Raw genomic sequence first — 17,112 nt, forward strand, 5'->3', positions numbered from 1 at the left:
TTAAGGCGATTTTGCCAATGCTGAAATCATGCCGTTAAAAACAAACCAATGAAACGGTGTTACGGCATGCCAGTATAAGCGTCCTGCAATTCCTTGTGGTCTAAAAGTTGCTGTTTGGTATAAGATATTATTTTCAATTTTAAATTCTAACCAAGCTTCACCCGGAAGTTTCATTTCGGCATATAATAAAAGTTTTTTGGCTTCTTTATTTGCATAAATAACACGCCAAAAATCTAAAGAATCTCCATTGTTTAAATCTGTTGGATGCGTACGTCCACGCCTTAACCCAATTCCTCCAAAAAGTAAATCTATATAGCCTCGTAATTTCCATAAAAAAGTTCCATAATACCAACCATTTTCACCACCAATTGCCCAAATCTTATTGAGCGTATAGTTTTCATCTTTTAATGTACGTTGTTCTTTATCTGTATAACATCCATATTTAGGTACGTTAATATGTTTATGTAAATCACTTTTTAGTGCACTACTAATAAATGAATCTTTCCAGCTTGAAACAATACTGTTTTGTTCAATTTTTGCAAAAGCATTTTGTACAGCTTCTCTGTAGGAAATAGGCTTTACTTTTAGCATTTGGTAAATATTACTTGGTCTTCCAATAATTTCTATACCCATACTGTTTACCAATGATGCAGCAAGTTTATAAGAAGTTGAAGTGACAAAATACAACCAATAAGATGACAGTTTTGGAGTCATTAACGGAATGGTTATAATATGTCTTTTTAAGCCTCTAATTTCTGCAAATTCTAAGAGCATTTGCTTATAAGTAAGTATTTCTGGACCAAAAATATCAAACGATTTATTATACAACTCTTTTTTGCCAATAGCTCTTTGCAAAAAAGCCAAAACATCTCTAATTGCAATTGGCTGGGTTTTGGTATTAAGCCATTTTGGAGTTATCATAAATGGTAATTTTTCAACTAAATCTCTAATTATTTCAAAAGAAGAACTACCAGAGCCAACAATAATTCCAGCTTTAAAGGTGGTTAATGCATAATTATTAGAAGCTAACCTGTTTTCAACATTTTTACGTGATAATAGATGTTTAGACAGCTTTGTGTCGTTTGTAATTCCGCTTAAATAAATTACTTGTTCAACAGAAGTTGTTTCTATATAATTTTTAAAATTTTGTACACATGTTTCTTCAAGCGCATGAAATTCTGTTGAAGAATTTGACATAGAATGAATTAAATAATAAGCTGTTTTAATATCTTTAGGGATATTTTTAAAAGTTTCTGGTTTTAAAAAATCAACTTCTACAATACTTATATTTTTATCATTTATAAAATTTTTTGGAGCTCGGTTTTTATCACGCACAGCGCAAACAATACTATAACCATCATTTAATAACAAAGGTATTAAGCGTTTTCCAATATAGCCTGTGGCTCCTGTAACTAGAATTTTCATTTATATTTTAGGTCTTTGGTATTCTAAGCGTTCTTTTAATGTTGGAATTGCATAACCGTTTAGTCCATTTATAGTTGCAATATTTCCTTCAGATAAATTAATAAATCCATCATCTTTTAAAAGTGTGTCTTCAATATACAATTCTTGAATTTCTCCAATAATAAGTTTCGTGTTATTTGACTTAATGTCATATTCTTCAACATATTTCATAGCAATTTGAATAGGACAATCTTGCACAAATGGCGCAAAAAAGTTGTTTTTATAGCTGGTTTCTAAATTTGTAACATCAAATTCAGAAACCTTACTATCGTATTTTGCAGATGTGTGGTGTGCATCTTTAATAATTTTCTCGTGAACATGATTTATTGTATAATAGCCAGTTTCCATAATGTTTTCATACGTATTTCTTGGCACTGAAGTAGGTCTTAAAATAAAACCTTATAACGGAGGTGCCGAACCTAAATGTATTACGGAACTAAAGATAGCAACATTTGTGTTATTATCAGTAGATTTTGTAGCAATTAAGTTTGCGGATTTAAAACCAGCACAACTATTAATAAGATTTATTTTATATAAATGGTTTAGATTATGTATTTCATCAACATTCAAATATTTCATTATAAATTTTTAAAATTATTAATGTGAACTGTTGTTGCTTTTAACTCGAGCATTAAATTATACAACCCAAAAAAGGTTCTGTTGATATATATAAAATGTTTAGAACCTCTATTACCATTCATTTTTTTAAGTTCTGTGCTTTTAGAATAACGATCTCCTAGCTCAGCAATCTTTTTAAAGAAATTTGGATCAGAAAAATCAAATACTTCTTGATGAAAAGGTTGTGTAAATAAACTTAACATATCATGAAACATTGCAGTAAAAAAAGCTAATTCTTCTGGAGAGTCATCGTCTCTTAAAATCTCTAATTCAAATAGTTTTTGTTTAAAAATTTCAGGATTCTGGATATTCTCTTTTTTTGCCAATTCAAAATAAGGAATGTAAAAATCTTCTGGAATGGTTTTCATGCACCCGAAATCCAGTGCAATTAAATTTGCGTTTTTTGATATTAAAAAATTACCAGGATGCGGATCTGCATGTACTTTTTTAAGAGAATGAATTTGATACATATAAAAATCCCATAATGCTTGTCCTAACTTATTAGATTTTTCTAAGTCGTTGTTATGTGCGGTAAATTCAGATAAATGTTCACCATTCATCCAATCCATTGTAATAATTCTTTCAGAAGAAAACGTTTCATAATATTTCGGAAAATTTAAGTTTGGAATGTGTTTACAGGCTTCAGAAATTTCTTTACTTTGTTTAATTTCGATTAAATAATTGGTTTCTTCAATTAATTTATCTTCAACTTCTTTAAAATATTTATCAGAATCTTTTCCTTTAATATTAAACATACTAATGGCAATTGGTTTTACCATAGTAAGATCACTAGAAATACTATTTGCAATACCTGGATACTGTATTTTAACCGCTAAATTTTTACCATCTTTTTTAGCTTTATGCACTTGCCCAATACTTGCAGCATTTACAGAGTTTGCATTAAAAGTATCAAAAATTTCATCCGGAGCTTTTCCAAAATATTTTTTGAATGTTTTTAAAACTAATGGTGCAGATAATGGAGGCACAGAAAACTGAGATAAAGAGAATTTTTCTACATAGGCTCTTGGTAAAACACTTTTTTCCATACTCAACATTTGAGCAACTTTTAAAGCACTACCTTTTAATTTTTTTAGCCCATCATAAATATCTTCGGCGTTATTTTTGTTGAGTTTTTCTTTTGCTTCGTCTTCAGTATTTACTAATTTATCACCGTAATATTTTAAGTAATTTATACCAACTTTTGCACCAGTTTGTACTAGTTTAGAAGCTCTATGAATTTTAGAAACTGGAATTGTGTCAATTGTTTTTAGCATAATTAAATTAGTTTATATTCATTTTTTCTTTGTATAAAAATTTTCCCAAATCTATGATGCTTTTTAAAGGAGTTGAGTCAATTAAATCAAAGCTTGTATTTACAGATTTTTCAATAAAAATGTCTGTTTTTTCAAAATTGGCGGAGCTATCGTCTAACCAAAATTTTAGTGTAATCAAAAGTTGAAGCCAGGCAGTCTCTTTAATGCTTTTTTGTTGAATCTGCTCTATGTTTTTCTGTTTTAAATCAATAGTTTCAATTTCAAGCGTATCTATATAATGTGTGAAACTTTTTTTAAGATCAGATAGCGCATCTAATTTTTTTAAATCTAACTTTTTAGAGTCTAAAGTTGCAATAATATAGCTTCTATTTGCATTTAAATTTTCAAAAAAGGTATAGTAGAAACTCAATAATTTATTTCGAGCATCAAATGTTTTATAATCGTTACTCTTATCTAATATTTTAATAGTGTTTTCAAAAAATGTATTGAAAATTGTTTTTTCAATAGCTTCAAACGATCCGTAAAACTCATAAAATATGGCTTCTTCAAACTTATTTTCTTTTGCAAAACTGTAAACAGAAGTTGGTTTTGCGCTGTGGTCTAGAATATAACCCATATATAATGTTATGATTTCTAGTTTATTTATTTCTTTCTTTTTTGACATATTATTAATTTTTTAAAATGTTTAACATAAATATAAACAAATTAAACAAAATAAAGCCACTTATTATGTATTTAACTATGTTAAAAGTTTATTAAAGTATAAGTAAAACTGATAGCTAATAATTGAAATTTAAAATAAAATGTTTAACTTTGTTTAAAATTAAATAAACAAAATGAATTTTAAGACAGCAATAGTAAGAAGGGAGCATTTTAATTCGGCACACAGATTGCATAATCCTATGTGGCCCGATGAAAAAAACTTCGCTGTATTTGGTAAATGCAATAATCCAAATTATCATGGACATAATTATGAATTAGAAGTAAAAATTATTGGCATAGTTAATGAGGACACAGGTTATATTATAGATACTAAATACTTGTCAGATTTAATAAAAGAGCATGTGTTACATAAATTTGATCATAAAAATTTGAATTTAGATGTTGAAGATTTTAAAAATTTAAATCCAACCGCAGAGAATATTGCTATTGTTATTTATAACATTTTGAGACCTCTTATTGAGGAGAATTACGAACTAAAAATTAAGCTTTATGAGACACGAAGAAACTTTGTTGAATATCCCTATTAACGGAACAAAACTGAATGGATTTACATTTGATGAAATAGGCGACGATCATTTATATACTGGTATTGAAACTCCATTAACATCAACCGCCTTTGATATTTCTGATGAAGAAAAAAAAGAAAAAATAGCTAAATTATTTTCACAAATAATGGAAGTTATGGGGTTAGACTTAACCGATGATTCTTTAAAAGGAACTCCCAAAAGAGTTGCTAAAATGTATATTGAAGAAATATTTTCAGGTTTAAACCCTGAGAATAAACCTAAAATTGCTTTGTTTGAGAATAAATATAAGTATAACCAAATGTTGGTTGAAAAAAACATTCAATTTTATTCTAATTGTGAACATCATTTTGTGCCAATTTTTGGCAAAGTACATGTAGCTTATGTTTCTTCTGGAAAAGTAATTGGGCTATCAAAGATTAATCGAATTGTACAATATTTTGCTAACAGACCTCAGGTTCAAGAACGATTAACAAATCAAATTGCACTTGAATTAGCTTCCATTTTAGAAACGGATGATATTGCTGTTATTATCGATGCTAAGCATTTGTGTGTGGCTTCAAGAGGAATTAAAGATGATTCTTCTGCAACTGTTACAAGTTATTATGGAGGGATTTTTAATCAACAAGAAAAAATTGTAGAATTACAAAATTATTTAAAATTATAAAGTATGGAATTAGTTGAAAAAGCGTTGGAATTTGAGGAGCGTAAACTTTCATTAAAAACAACAAACGAACGGATTTTAGCTTCAAGAGAAGTGAAAGCATTAATTTTAGGGTTAAATGAAATTTATAAAAAAACAAAAAACCCCGAATTAATGGATCTTATGAAGCGTTTAACAGTTATTAAGAAAAAAATTGAAAAACGATTAAAATTACGGATTACTATTTAAATTTATATGAAAACAATTGTAATTATAGGTGGAAGCAAAGGTATTGGAAAAGCAATTTCTACTGCAATGTTAGATAAAAATAGCGTAATTAATATTAGCAGGTCTCAACCAGAATTTCCTCATCGAAATTTAACACATTATAATTGTGATATTTTAACAGATGAATTGCCAGATCTAGAAAAGGTTGACACATTAATTTATTGCCCAGGAAGTATAAATTTAAAACCTTTTGAACGCTTAAAAATAGAAGATTTTAAAAATGATTACGAAATTAATTTTATTGGTGCAGTTAAAGCAATTCAAAAATATTTGCCAAATTTAAAAGCAACAAATAATGCAAATATCTTATTATTTAGCACGGTTGCATCTAAATTAGGAATGCCTTTTCATACCAGCATTGCAAGTGTAAAGTCAGCAATTGAAGGTTTGGTAAAATCGTTAGCTGCAGAATATGCTCCAAAAATAAGAATTAATGCAATTGCACCGACTGTTACAGATACAACTTTGGCAGCGAAATTATTGAGAAATGATCGGCAAAAAGAGCAAATGATAGAAAGGCATCCTTTAAAAAAATATTTAAATCCTGAAGAAGTTGCTGAAATGGCGGCCTTCTTAATTTCGGATAAATCAGCATCTATGTCTGGGCAAATATTTGAAATGGATTGTGGAATCACTACATTTAAAAACTAATAATTCAAAATAAAACACATGAAAATAACAGGTTTAATAACAAGTATAATACTTTCAGTATTTTTTATAAACGAAACAAATTTAAATAACACGAATATGGATTCACAATCGTCTTTATATGACATTACAATAAATAGTATTACAGGAGAGGCAATTAATTTAAATGATTTTAAAGGCAAGAAAATACTGTTCGTAAATACTGCTTCAGAATGCGGATTTACGGGGCAATATGAAGACTTAGAAAAGTTGCATAAAACTTACAAAGATAAATTAGTTGTAATTGGAATTCCTTGTAATCAATTTGGAGGACAGGAGCCAGGAACATTAACTGAAATTAAAACTTTTTGTGAAGTTAATTACGGTGTTACATTTTTAATGACAGAAAAGGTTGATGTTAAAGGAGATAATCAACACCCATTATATGCTTGGTTAACTAAGAAGGAATTGAATGGAGTCAAAAATTCATCAGTTAAATGGAATTTTCAAAAATATTTGATTGATGAAAATGGAGATTATATCGATTTTTATTATTCAATGACAAAACCATTAAGTAGTAAAATTACAAAGCAACTATAATAAAAGTTTAATGAAACAATTAATGTGGTTAGTACTGTTTTTAGTAATAAATTTTTCAGCTCTTGGTATTGGTAGCTATTTAATGAACAATGGCCCAACATCTGGCTGGTATTTAACATTAAATAAAGCTCCTTGGACACCTCCAGGGTGGGTTTTTGGTGTAGCTTGGACAACCATAATGATCTGTTTTTCAATTTATTTATCGTATTTGGTAGATATTAAAGAAACCAATACGTTTTGGATACTTTTTATTATACAATTTATTTTAAATGTATCTTGGAACTATATATTTTTTAATCAACATGCTATTGGGTTTGCCTTGGTGGTAATAATTTCATTAACAGTGCTAGTTGGTTATTATTTGTTCAGTTTTTTGTCTGATATGACGTTTAAATCCTTATTAATTGCGCCTTATTTTATATGGTTACTAATTGCAACTAGTTTAAATGCTTATTCATATTTAAAAAATTAATGCTTTAAAACGAGCACTTTAGGAAGTTTGTCATACAGCTAAATATTTGATATAGGGCTGAATGTGACTTTAAAAAATAATAAATATAGACACATGAAATTTTCATCAAAAGGAATTGTTTATCGCTTATCTTCAAAACAAAAATTACCAATAACAGTTGATAAAGCTTGGGAGTTTTTGTCGAGTCCAAAAAATTTAAAAACAATTTCACCAGCTTATATGAGTTTTGATATATTATCTGGTGCTGATAGACATATGTTTTCAGGACAAATAATTCAATATGTTGTAACTCCAGTATTAGGAATTAAAACCAATTGGGTTACAGAAATAACACACGTTGTGGATAAACAATATTTTGTTGATGAACAGCGATTTGGACCTTATGCACTTTGGCACCACAAACATTTTATTAAAGAAATTGATGGTGGTGTAGAAATGGAAGATATTATAGATTATAAAGTGCCTTTTGGATTTTTAGGGAGGTTGGTGCATCCAATCTTAGTAAAACCAAAACTTACAGAAATTTTTAATTATAGAACTAAAAAACTAATCGAACTCTTTGGAGAATATAAAAAATAAACAATGCCAATTTTTAAAATTTTTATACTTATGTCAATACTTCTAAATGCAAACCATACAATTGTAGATTTTACAAAAAACAGCAAACTACACAGCTGGTCTATTGTAAATGATGTTGTAATGGGAGGTAAATCTACTAGTACAATTGAGATAAATGAGGAAGGGAATGCCGTGTTTAAGGGAGCAGTGTCTTTAGAAAATAACGGAGGGTTTTCGTCTCTTAGGTATCGTTTTGAAAAATTAGATATTTCAAATTTTTCAAAAATAAAGATACGGTTAAAAGGAGATGGGAAAAAATATCAGTTTAGAATAAAACCATCTAGATTTAATCAATATTCTTATGTTGGTTATTTTCAAACTAGTGGAGAATGGCAAACCATTGAACTAAAATTAACAGATCTTACGCCCGTTTTTAGAGGTAGAAAATTAGATATGCCAAATTTTTATGGAACTGAATTAGAGGAAGTTGGTTTTTTAATAGGAAATAAAAAACAAGAAAAATTTCAACTTATTTTAGATGCTATTATTTTAGAGTAACTTTAGTTTAAATATAAATGAAAGGAAGGCCATTAGTACCAAATGCGGTTATTTTTGATAAGACAAAAGAGCTAGAGAAATTTCAAAATATAACCTTACGTCCAATAATTAAATCATTAAATGATTTGTTATTTGTTTACTTTCAGAACTATATGATCCTAAAAAGGTTTGATATTGTGAATTTAACAGATGTTCAAAAGGAAAAATTTGTTACAGTAGCTTTTTTAAAAGACAATCAATTTAAAAATGAGATTAAAGGGTTTGTAATTGGTCATTTTTCTATTGAAGAATATAATTTTTATAAAAACGCAACTAAAGATATCAATAAAAGAATTTTGGGAATTATTAAACAACGCATCTTAAGTTATCAATAAACACATTAATTAATATGAGTAAAAAGAGTAATAGAAAAGGGTTTAAGTTTTCATCATATGAGGCTAAAATAAAAAGTCCTTTTGATATGCTTTTTGATATTTTTAAAGAATTAATTACACATACATCAGGCGATTTTGATGAAGCGATTGATTGGTTAAAAATGCTAGATAAAGAATATAAGCTTACAACTAAAGATTATACAATTGAAGATTTTATTGAAGATTTAAAAAATAAAGGATATTTAAAAGAAACCATAACACCAGACGGTAATTCTAAAAGTAGTATTACAGCAAAAACAGAAAGAGCCATTCGAAAAAATGCCTTAAATCAGATTTTCGGAAAACTAAAAAAGAGTGGAACGGGTAATCACAAAACAAAAATTACGGGAATTGGAGATGAGCATACCGGTGACTATAGGAATTTTGAATTTGGTGATTCTTTAGATCGTTTATCGGTTACGGAAAGTTTAAAAAACGCTCAAATTAATCACGGTTTAGGAAGTTTTAAATTAACCGAACAAGATTTAGTAGTAGAAGATACACATCATAAATCTCAAATGAGTACTGTGTTAATGATTGATATTAGCCATAGTATGATACTATATGGTGAAGATAGAATAACACCAGCCAAAAAGGTGGCTATGGCATTAGCAGAATTAATTACTACAAGATACCCTAAAGATACCTTAGATATTTTGGTTTTTGGAAACGATGCTTGGCCAATAAAAGTGAAGGATTTACCGTACCTTCAGGTGGGTCCTTACCACACAAATACAGTTGCTGGTTTAAAACTGGCAATGGATATTTTAAGACGAAAAAGAAATACCAATAAACATATTTTTATGATTACCGATGGTAAACCAAGCTGTTTACAAATGCCAGATGGAACGTATTATAAAAACAGCAATGGTTTAGATAAATTTATTGTTGAAAAGTGTTACAATATGGCGGCTCATGCTAGAAAATTACATATTCCAATCACAACTTTTATGATTGCTCAAGATCCTTATTTACAATCTTTTGTTGAGAAATTCACTGAGTCGAATAGAGGGAAAGCTTTTTATACAGGATTGGAAGGTTTAGGTGAAATGATTTTTCACGATTATGAAAATAATAGAAAAAAAAGAATTAGATAACTATGAATACTACTATAAAAACTATCAAAGAATTAAAAGAAGCAGGGTATGTTTCTAAAAGTATAAAAGATGAACTTCGTTTAAATTTAGTTGAAAATATTAAAAATAACAAAGAGTCTTTTAAAGGTATTCATGGGTATGAAAACACTGTGATTCCTCAATTAGAAAGAGCAATCCTTTCTAAACATAATATTAATTTATTAGGTCTCCGTGGGCAAGCAAAAACAAGATTAGCACGTTTAATGGTGCAGTTATTAGATGAATACATTCCGGTTATAAAAGGTTCCGAAATAAATGACGACCCTTTAAATCCAATCAGTGCATTTGGAAAAGAACAGCTTTTAAAATTTGGAGATGAAACAAAAATATCATGGTTGCACAGAAGTGATCGGTTTTATGAAAAATTAGCTACTCCAGATGTAACTATTTCAGATTTAATAGGGGATATCGATCCCATAAAAGCAGCAAATTTAAAATTGAGTTATGCCGATGAAAGAGTAATTCACTATGGAATGATTCCAAGAGCGAACAGATGTATTTTTGTAATTAATTAATTGCCAGATTTACAAGCTAGAATTCAAGTTGCGTTGTTTAATATTTTAGAAGAAGGTGATATTCAAATAAGAGGTTTTCAGTTAAGAATGCCATTAGATTTGCAATTTGTGTTTACAGCAAATCCTGAAGACTATACAAATAGAGGAAGTATAGTAACTCCTTTAAAAGATAGAATTGGGTCGCAAATTTTGACCCACTATCCTGAAAATATTGAGATTTCCAAAACAATAACAAAACAAGAAGCTAAATTACAAGAGGAGAGAGTATGCGAAATATACATACCGGAAATTGCGAAAGATTTAGTGGAGCAAATTGCTTTTGAAGCTCGTAATAGTGAATATGTAGACAATAAAAGCGGTATTAGTACAAGAATGAGTATTACGGCTTATGAAAACTTATTAAGTACTGCAGAGTATAGGTGTTTAAGTTCTAGTTCACAAAATACTACTATTAGGTTTGCAGATATATTAGGTATAATTCCTTCTATAACTGGTAAAATAGAACTAGTTTATGAAGGAGAGCAAGAAGGAGCCGATTTTGTTGCACAATCATTAATTGGGAGCGCAGCTATTACGTTATTTTCCAAGTATTTTCCAGAGGTTAAAAAATTAAAACATGAGAATGAAAATGACCCTTATGATGCTGTTTTAGATTGGTTTTTCGAGCATGGTTCATTTGAATTATTGGATGATGCATCTGAACAAGAATACGCAAACACTTTAAACCAAGTTACTCCATTAGCTACTCTAATAAGTAATTATATGCCTAAAATAGTTGATAAAGATGTTTTATTTGTAAAAGAATTTATTTTATGGTATTTGGTGGAGAAGCAAAAATTAAATAAACAACGAGTTTTAAAAGGGTTCTTATTTAGAGATACTTTTGGGGTTTATTTTTCAGATTTATAAAGTAATATAGATCTAGACGCTATTCATAAACTAATAATTTAAAAGCAACTATAAATTCTTAAATTTATGGTTGTTTTTTTCTTGTAACTATTGTTCAAATAATTTAGAAAAAAAACTTAGTATTTAGCTATTTTTTCAGTAAAAAATTAACATATAAATATAAAGTTATGATACTTAAAAAAAAACTAAAATTAAAAAATTACATTATATATAAAATTAATAAAATCTCTTTAATTGGTCATTTTTAAAAGTTAAAGAATTGTTATTTTTGTTACAAAAAAAAATCCATTTCTGTTAGTGTTGTTTTTAATACTATATCAATCAGTTGATTGCGTTTCTTATTTTAATTAATTCTAAATAGTTTTCTACCTTCTTTTGCTGATATATATCATTATAACTTTTACATTATAACTCTAATTTTACACTGTAAAAATGAATAGTCGAATTATATAGTTTGCAATTTAATCCGAATTTAATTACGGGTTTCGCAAATTATTAAGTGTAAATATAAAGTATGATGAAACCAGAAAACAAAAAATTAATTTGTGATGCTAATGAAGCTGTTGCAAGAGTAGCTCACAAAACAAATGAAGTATGTGCAATTTATCCAATTACTCCAGCTTCTCCGATGGGAGAGCATGTGGACGTTTATAGTGCTGAAGGAAAACAAAATATTTGGGGAGATGTCCCAAGAATTATTGAAATGCAAAGTGAAGGTGGTGCTGCTGGTACTGTTCATGGTTCTTTGCAAGGAGGGGCGCTAACAACTACTTTTACAGCATCACAAGGGTTGCTTTTAATGCTTCCTAATATGTATAAAATGGCTGGTGAATTATTACCTACAGTAATTCACGTTGCAGCAAGAACATTAGCAACACACGCGTTATCAATTTTTGGTGACCATTCAGATGTTATGTCTGCTAGACAAACTGGTTTTTCTATGTTGTTTGGAGGTTCTGTACAAGAAGCACATGATTTTGCATTAATATCTCAAGTTGCGGCATTAAAAAGTAAAGTGCCATTTATGAATATTTTTGATGGGTTTAGAACCTCTCATGAAATTTCTAAAATAGATGCAATTTCTGATGAAGTAATTAAAACTATGATGCCAGAAGAGGAAATAATGAAACATAAAAAAAATTCATTAGATCCAGATAATCCAGTAATTAGAGGTACAGCTCAAAACCCAGATGTATTTTTCCAAGCGCGTGAAGCAGCGAATTCATATTACGAAAAAGTTCCTGAAATTGTTCAAAATACAATGGATCAATTTGCTGAATTAACTGGTAGAAAATATAGTTTATTCTATTATATTGGTCACCCAGAGGCAGAAAAAGTTATGGTAATTATGGGATCTGCTCAAGGTCCAGTAAGAGAAACCATAGATACATTAGTAGAGAAAGGTGAAAAAGTTGGAGCATTATTCGTACGTTTATATCGTCCGTTCTCAATTCATAATTTTATTGAGCAAATGCCAAAAACAGTAAAAAAAGTTGCTGTTTTAGATAGAACAAAAGAACCAGGAAGTACTGGAGAACCATTATACTTAGATGTTGTTACGTCATATGTAGAAATGGGAGAATCAATGCCAACTGTTGTTGGTGGTCGTTATGGACTTTCTTCTAAAGAATTTACACCTTCTATGGTAAAAGGTATTTTTGATGAATTAGATAATAATTCTCCAAAAAATCACTTTACAATGGGTATTAATGATGATGTTACACATACAAGTTTAACTTATAAGCCAGATTTTCAAACAAGAAAATCTACATTTAACTGTATGTTCTATGGATTGGGATCTGATGGTACTGTAGGTGCAAATAAAAATTCTATTAAAATTATTGGTGAAACAACTGATAATTTTGTTCAAGGTTATTTTGTGTATGACTCTAAAAAAGCAGGAGCACAAACAATTTCACATTTACGTTTTGGACCAGAACCAATTTATTCTTCTTATTTAATTAGTACAGCTAATTTTATCGCTTGTCACCAACCAAACTTTGTGAATGAATACGATATTTTGAAAAAGATTAAGCCGGGAGGAACGTTCCTTTTAAATACACCACATTCAAAATATAAGATTTGGGCTGAATTGCCAAGTACTGTTCAACAAAGAATAATTGATAATAATGTTGAGTTTTATGTAATTGATGCAACAAAAGTTGCTGCAGAAGCAAATCTTGGAAAACGTACAAATACGATATTACAAACTTGTTTCTTTGCAATTTCTGGTGTGCTTCCAAAGGATGAAGCAATCAAAAAAATTAAAGATGCAATTGTGAAATCTTATTCTCATAAAGGAGAAGGTGTTGTTGAAATGAACTTTAATGCGGTTGATAAATCGTTAGAAAACTTACAAAAAGTTGAATATCCTCGTCATACAACAAACCAAGATGGTTTAGTGCCTATGATGAGTGAAAAAGCAGATGATTTTGTAAAAGAAATTTTAGGAACAATTTTAGCAGGTAACGGAGATTCGCTTCCAGTAAGTGCATTTGCAGCTGATGGAACGTTCCCAACCGGAACAACACAATATGAAAAACGTGGAATTGCAGATGCTGTTCCAACTTGGGATGATGAAAATTTATGTACACAATGTAATAAATGTGTTGCAATTTGTCCACATGCGGCTATTAGAGCTAAAGTTGTTTCAAATGAAATATTAGAAAATGCTCCTTCTGGTTTAAAACATGTGCCAGCTAAAGGAAGACCGTTTGATGGTAAAACTGAAAGCTACGTTCTGCAAGTTTCACCAGAAGATTGTACAGGATGTGATCTTTGTGTAGCTGTTTGTCCAGCTGAAAGCAAAGAAGTTGAAGGTATTTTTGCTATTAATATGGCTAAAAAATCTGAGGTTGAAAAAGTTGAAAACGAAAATTGGGATTTCTTTATTGATCTTCCAGATTATAATAGAACAGAATTAGTAACTACAAATGTAAAAGGATCTCAATTCTTAGAACCATTATTTGAGTTCTCAGGAGCTTGTTCTGGTTGTGGTGAGACACCATACATTAAGTTGATTACTCAGTTGTATGGAGACAGTATGGTAATTGCCAATGCAACAGGTTGTTCTTCTATTTATGGAGGAAACTTACCTACAACACCATACACAACCAATAAAGATGGTAGAGGGCCAGCTTGGGCAAATTCATTATTTGAAGATAACGCTGAATTTGGTTTAGGTATTAAATTAGCATTAAATAAAAAAGAAGAAATAGCAGTTAGCTTATTAAAATCTTTAGAGAATGTTATTGGAAGTACATTAGTTAATAAAATTATTGATAGTCCAGAAAATACAGAAACTTTAAAAGCTGAAAAACTAAAAGATATTGCAGAGCTAAACGAGATTTTAGATACAATTGATACGTACGAAGCTAAAAAATTAAGAAACCTAAGTGAGTACTTGCGTAAGAAAGCGGTTTGGATCTTTGGTGGTGATGGTTGGGCTTACGATATTGGTTACGGTGGTGTGGATCACGTATTAGCATCTGGAGAAAACGTAAATATATTAGTAATGGATACAGAAGTGTATTCTAATACTGGTGGTCAAGCTTCAAAAGCTACACCTCTAGGGGCAAGTGCTAAATTTGCAATGAAAGGTAAACAAAGCAATAAGAAGAGTTTAGCTTTACAAGCAGTTTCTTATGGAAATGTTTATGTAGCGCAAATTGCAATTGGAGCTAAAGACAATCAAACTTTAAAAGCAATTCAAGAGGCAGAAGCATATCCTGGACCATCAATAATAATAGCTTATTCACATTGTGGTGAACATGGTTACGATTTAAAAGATGGAGCTAAACACCAAGAAAAAGCTGTTGAAACTGGTTACTGGCCATTATTTAGATTTGATCCTTTAGGAGCTAAAGGAAAAAGATTTAGATTAGATTCAAAAGCACCATCTGCTCCTTTAGAAGAGTTCATGTATTCAGAAACTCGTTTTACAAGAGTTGTAAAAGAAAATGCAGAATTAGGAAAAGATTTATTGGATAGAGCCCAAGAACAAGTAGATGTTCAATGGGAACGATTAGAGCTTTATAAAAATTTATAAACCAAACTAATTTTAAAGTGCCAGGTATTTATTGTACCTGGCACTTTTTTTATTAACTTATTAAAGATAGTATTATGAAATCAAGATCATCGGCTTTTTTTAAGGAAGCAACAAAAAATTTACAATTAGCAAAAAACGAATTGTTTAAACCTTCTGAAGATATTGTAACCTATTCAATTTGTAAAAACGCACAATTTGCAATTGAAAACTATCTGAAAGGTTTTTTAATTAACAACGAAGTTGAAATAGTAAAAAATGAAACTATTGCTACGTTATACAATAAATGTATAGCTATAGATAAAAACTTTAAAAATATTGATATAAACACAATTGGTTGTAAAGACCATGCAATTGATTCAAGGTATTGTTCAGAAATAAATTCTGTAAGTGCTTGTTTTGATACTGCAGACAATATTGATACTTATTTAAGAAAAATTAGTCTTTTATAAAATCATATTTTTTTTGGCAAAAAAAAAAGTTGCAGTACCTTTGTCGAAATTATTTTGACAAATGAATTATATTTTATATGACGGTTCTGTGCGAGATGCATTATTGCCTTTTACCTACACAAAGCCAGTTGCAGATTTACGTATAGGTATTCTCACTATTCGTCAAAAATGGGAAAAGCATCTAGGATTTACAACAACTACTTTAACCGAAGAATATTTAGAAGAAAAATATCCAATGGTAGAAATGGCGAAAAATGTTATGATAAACGCTTCGTTTTTACCAACAACTTCATTGGTTGAAATTATAAAAGGACTGAAAGAAAATCAAGCAGTTTATAAAAATAATGAAGTAATTGCTTTTTATACTACTGATAATCAGGAGGAAGTTGATTTTGAAGTGTATGAAAAAATAGATTTTAAAGACGAGATTTTACAAATTTGTAATACGTGGGATTTGTTTTCTCTAAATGATGCTGCTATTAGACTGGATTTTGAATTAGTTACTGAAGGAAGAAAATCACAAGCAATACCAGAAGGAGTTAACTGTCTTAATAAAGATGATATTTTTATTGAAGAAGGAGCTGAGGTATTATTTTCAACTTTAAATGCAAGTACAGGCCCAATTTATATTGGTAAAGATGCTTTAATTATGGAAGGTAGTGCTATTAGAGGTCCTTTTAGTTTGGGTAAAGATAGTGTTGTTAAAATGGGAGCAACAATATATGGAGCCACAACAGTAGGTCCAAACTGTACAGTTGGTGGTGAAATTAAAAATAGTGTTTTAATGGCATATTCCAATAAAGGGCATGAAGGTTATTTAGGAAATTCAGTAATAGGTGAATGGTGTAATTTGGGTGCGGGAACTAACAATTCTAATCTGAAAAACAATTATGCTGAGGTAAAGTTATGGAGCTATGAGACTCAGAGGTTTGCTAAAACTGGTTTGCAATTTTGTGGTTTAATGATGGGAGATCATTCTAAATGTGCAATAAATACTATGTTTAATACAGGAACTGTTTTAGGTGTAAGTGCTAATATTTATGGTAGTAATTTTCCAAGAAATTTTATTCCTTCATTTAGTTGGGGTGGAGCTGCTGGTTTTTCTGAATATAAAGTTTCCAAAGCTATAGAAACTGCATCTTTGGTTTTTGCGCGTAAAGGATTGGAATTTGATGAGCAAGGAAAAAGAATTTTAAATCATATTTTTGAGTTAACTTCAAAATATAGAAATTTTAAATAAAAGCAATTTGGATATTAATTTAATTCATCTGTAATCTGTAAATATTTTTGGCT

Annotated in this window: 18 protein-coding genes and 1 pseudogene; 14 read left to right on the top strand and 5 right to left on the bottom strand. The window is 29.5% G+C overall.

What is annotated here, in order from left to right; genetic code table 11:
• The 5 genes from IEW75_RS06045 to IEW75_RS06060 are packed head-to-tail and all read right to left on the bottom strand — an operon-like array spanning nucleotide 1 to nucleotide 4,020.
• Nucleotides 1-1,425 (bottom strand): SDR family oxidoreductase, encoded by a 1,425-nt coding sequence (locus IEW75_RS06045; RefSeq protein ID WP_134247836.1) that lies wholly within the window; start codon nucleotides 1,423-1,425, stop codon nucleotides 1-3.
• The gene (locus IEW75_RS06050) at nucleotides 1,426-1,839 is read right to left on the bottom strand and encodes a flavin reductase family protein (protein WP_308423308.1); all 414 of its coding nucleotides are present in this window, start codon (nucleotides 1,837-1,839) and stop codon (nucleotides 1,426-1,428) included.
• 24 nt (nucleotides 1,840-1,863) lie between these two features.
• Nucleotides 1,864-2,043 (bottom strand): hypothetical protein, encoded by a 180-nt coding sequence (locus IEW75_RS15950; protein ID WP_308423309.1) that lies wholly within the window; start codon nucleotides 2,041-2,043, stop codon nucleotides 1,864-1,866.
• On the bottom strand, nucleotides 2,043-3,356 hold the full coding sequence (locus IEW75_RS06055) for an ABC1 kinase family protein (protein ID WP_134247837.1): 1,314 nt from the start codon (nucleotides 3,354-3,356) through the stop codon (nucleotides 2,043-2,045). Before IEW75_RS06055 ends, IEW75_RS15950 begins: the two co-directional genes overlap by 1 nt.
• Nucleotides 3,357-3,363: 7 nt before the next feature.
• Nucleotides 3,364-4,020 (bottom strand): TetR family transcriptional regulator C-terminal domain-containing protein, encoded by a 657-nt coding sequence (locus IEW75_RS06060; RefSeq protein WP_134247838.1) that lies wholly within the window; start codon nucleotides 4,018-4,020, stop codon nucleotides 3,364-3,366.
• Nucleotides 4,021-4,192: 172 nt separating this feature from the next.
• Between IEW75_RS06060 and IEW75_RS06065 the strand changes: the two genes are divergently transcribed.
• The 14 genes and pseudogenes from IEW75_RS06065 to IEW75_RS06130 all read left to right on the top strand — a co-directional run bounded on the left by IEW75_RS06065 (nucleotide 4,193) and on the right by IEW75_RS06130 (nucleotide 17,059).
• Nucleotides 4,193-4,606, top strand: a complete 414-nt coding sequence (locus IEW75_RS06065) for a 6-pyruvoyl trahydropterin synthase family protein (RefSeq protein ID WP_134247839.1) — start codon at nucleotides 4,193-4,195, stop codon at nucleotides 4,604-4,606.
• On the top strand, nucleotides 4,569-5,270 hold the full coding sequence (folE, locus tag IEW75_RS06070; RefSeq protein ID WP_134247840.1) for a GTP cyclohydrolase I FolE: 702 nt from the start codon (nucleotides 4,569-4,571) through the stop codon (nucleotides 5,268-5,270). Before IEW75_RS06065 ends, folE begins: the two co-directional genes overlap by 38 nt.
• Nucleotides 5,271-5,273: 3 nt before the next feature.
• Entirely contained in the window at nucleotides 5,274-5,495 is a 222-nt protein-coding gene (locus IEW75_RS06075) for a hypothetical protein (protein WP_134247841.1), read from the top strand.
• A 6-nt stretch (nucleotides 5,496-5,501) separates the two neighbouring features.
• Nucleotides 5,502-6,185 (top strand): SDR family NAD(P)-dependent oxidoreductase, encoded by a 684-nt coding sequence (locus tag IEW75_RS06080; protein ID WP_134247842.1) that lies wholly within the window; start codon nucleotides 5,502-5,504, stop codon nucleotides 6,183-6,185.
• A 96-nt stretch (nucleotides 6,186-6,281) separates the two neighbouring features.
• Nucleotides 6,282-6,761: a glutathione peroxidase gene (locus IEW75_RS06085; protein WP_134247993.1), complete on the top strand. Its 480-nt coding sequence runs from the start codon at nucleotides 6,282-6,284 to the stop codon at nucleotides 6,759-6,761.
• 10 nt (nucleotides 6,762-6,771) lie between these two features.
• On the top strand, nucleotides 6,772-7,233 hold the full coding sequence (locus IEW75_RS06090) for a TspO/MBR family protein (protein ID WP_134247843.1): 462 nt from the start codon (nucleotides 6,772-6,774) through the stop codon (nucleotides 7,231-7,233).
• A 93-nt stretch (nucleotides 7,234-7,326) separates the two neighbouring features.
• Nucleotides 7,327-7,812 carry an SRPBCC family protein gene (locus tag IEW75_RS06095; protein WP_134247844.1) on the top strand — a complete coding sequence of 162 codons (486 nt, stop codon included), beginning with the start codon at nucleotides 7,327-7,329 and terminating at the stop codon, nucleotides 7,810-7,812.
• Nucleotides 7,813-7,842: 30 nt separating this feature from the next.
• Nucleotides 7,843-8,349 carry a CIA30 family protein gene (locus tag IEW75_RS06100; RefSeq protein WP_134247845.1) on the top strand — a complete coding sequence of 169 codons (507 nt, stop codon included), beginning with the start codon at nucleotides 7,843-7,845 and terminating at the stop codon, nucleotides 8,347-8,349.
• Between the two features lie 17 nt (nucleotides 8,350-8,366).
• Nucleotides 8,367-8,723 (top strand): glyoxalase, encoded by a 357-nt coding sequence (locus IEW75_RS06105; protein WP_134247846.1) that lies wholly within the window; start codon nucleotides 8,367-8,369, stop codon nucleotides 8,721-8,723.
• 14 nt (nucleotides 8,724-8,737) lie between these two features.
• Entirely contained in the window at nucleotides 8,738-9,859 is a 1,122-nt protein-coding gene (locus IEW75_RS06110) for a vWA domain-containing protein (RefSeq protein ID WP_134247847.1), read from the top strand.
• Nucleotides 9,860-9,861: 2 nt separating this feature from the next.
• Nucleotides 9,862-11,322: pseudogene (locus IEW75_RS06115) on the top strand (magnesium chelatase).
• A 514-nt stretch (nucleotides 11,323-11,836) separates the two neighbouring features.
• The gene (nifJ, locus tag IEW75_RS06120) at nucleotides 11,837-15,370 is read left to right on the top strand and encodes a pyruvate:ferredoxin (flavodoxin) oxidoreductase (RefSeq protein WP_229714406.1); all 3,534 of its coding nucleotides are present in this window, start codon (nucleotides 11,837-11,839) and stop codon (nucleotides 15,368-15,370) included.
• A gap of 74 nt (nucleotides 15,371-15,444) precedes the next feature.
• Nucleotides 15,445-15,819 carry a HEPN domain-containing protein gene (locus IEW75_RS06125; protein ID WP_134247848.1) on the top strand — a complete coding sequence of 125 codons (375 nt, stop codon included), beginning with the start codon at nucleotides 15,445-15,447 and terminating at the stop codon, nucleotides 15,817-15,819.
• A 61-nt stretch (nucleotides 15,820-15,880) separates the two neighbouring features.
• Complete coding sequence (locus tag IEW75_RS06130) at nucleotides 15,881-17,059, top strand: GlmU family protein (protein ID WP_134247849.1); 1,179 nt, start codon at nucleotides 15,881-15,883, stop codon at nucleotides 17,057-17,059.
• The last annotated feature ends 53 nt before the right edge of the window (nucleotides 17,060-17,112 follow it).

Origin of the sequence: Lutibacter litoralis, from assembly GCF_014646675.1 — a bacterium.
In the GTDB taxonomy this organism is placed as follows: Bacteria; Bacteroidota; Bacteroidia; order Flavobacteriales; family Flavobacteriaceae; genus Lutibacter; species Lutibacter litoralis.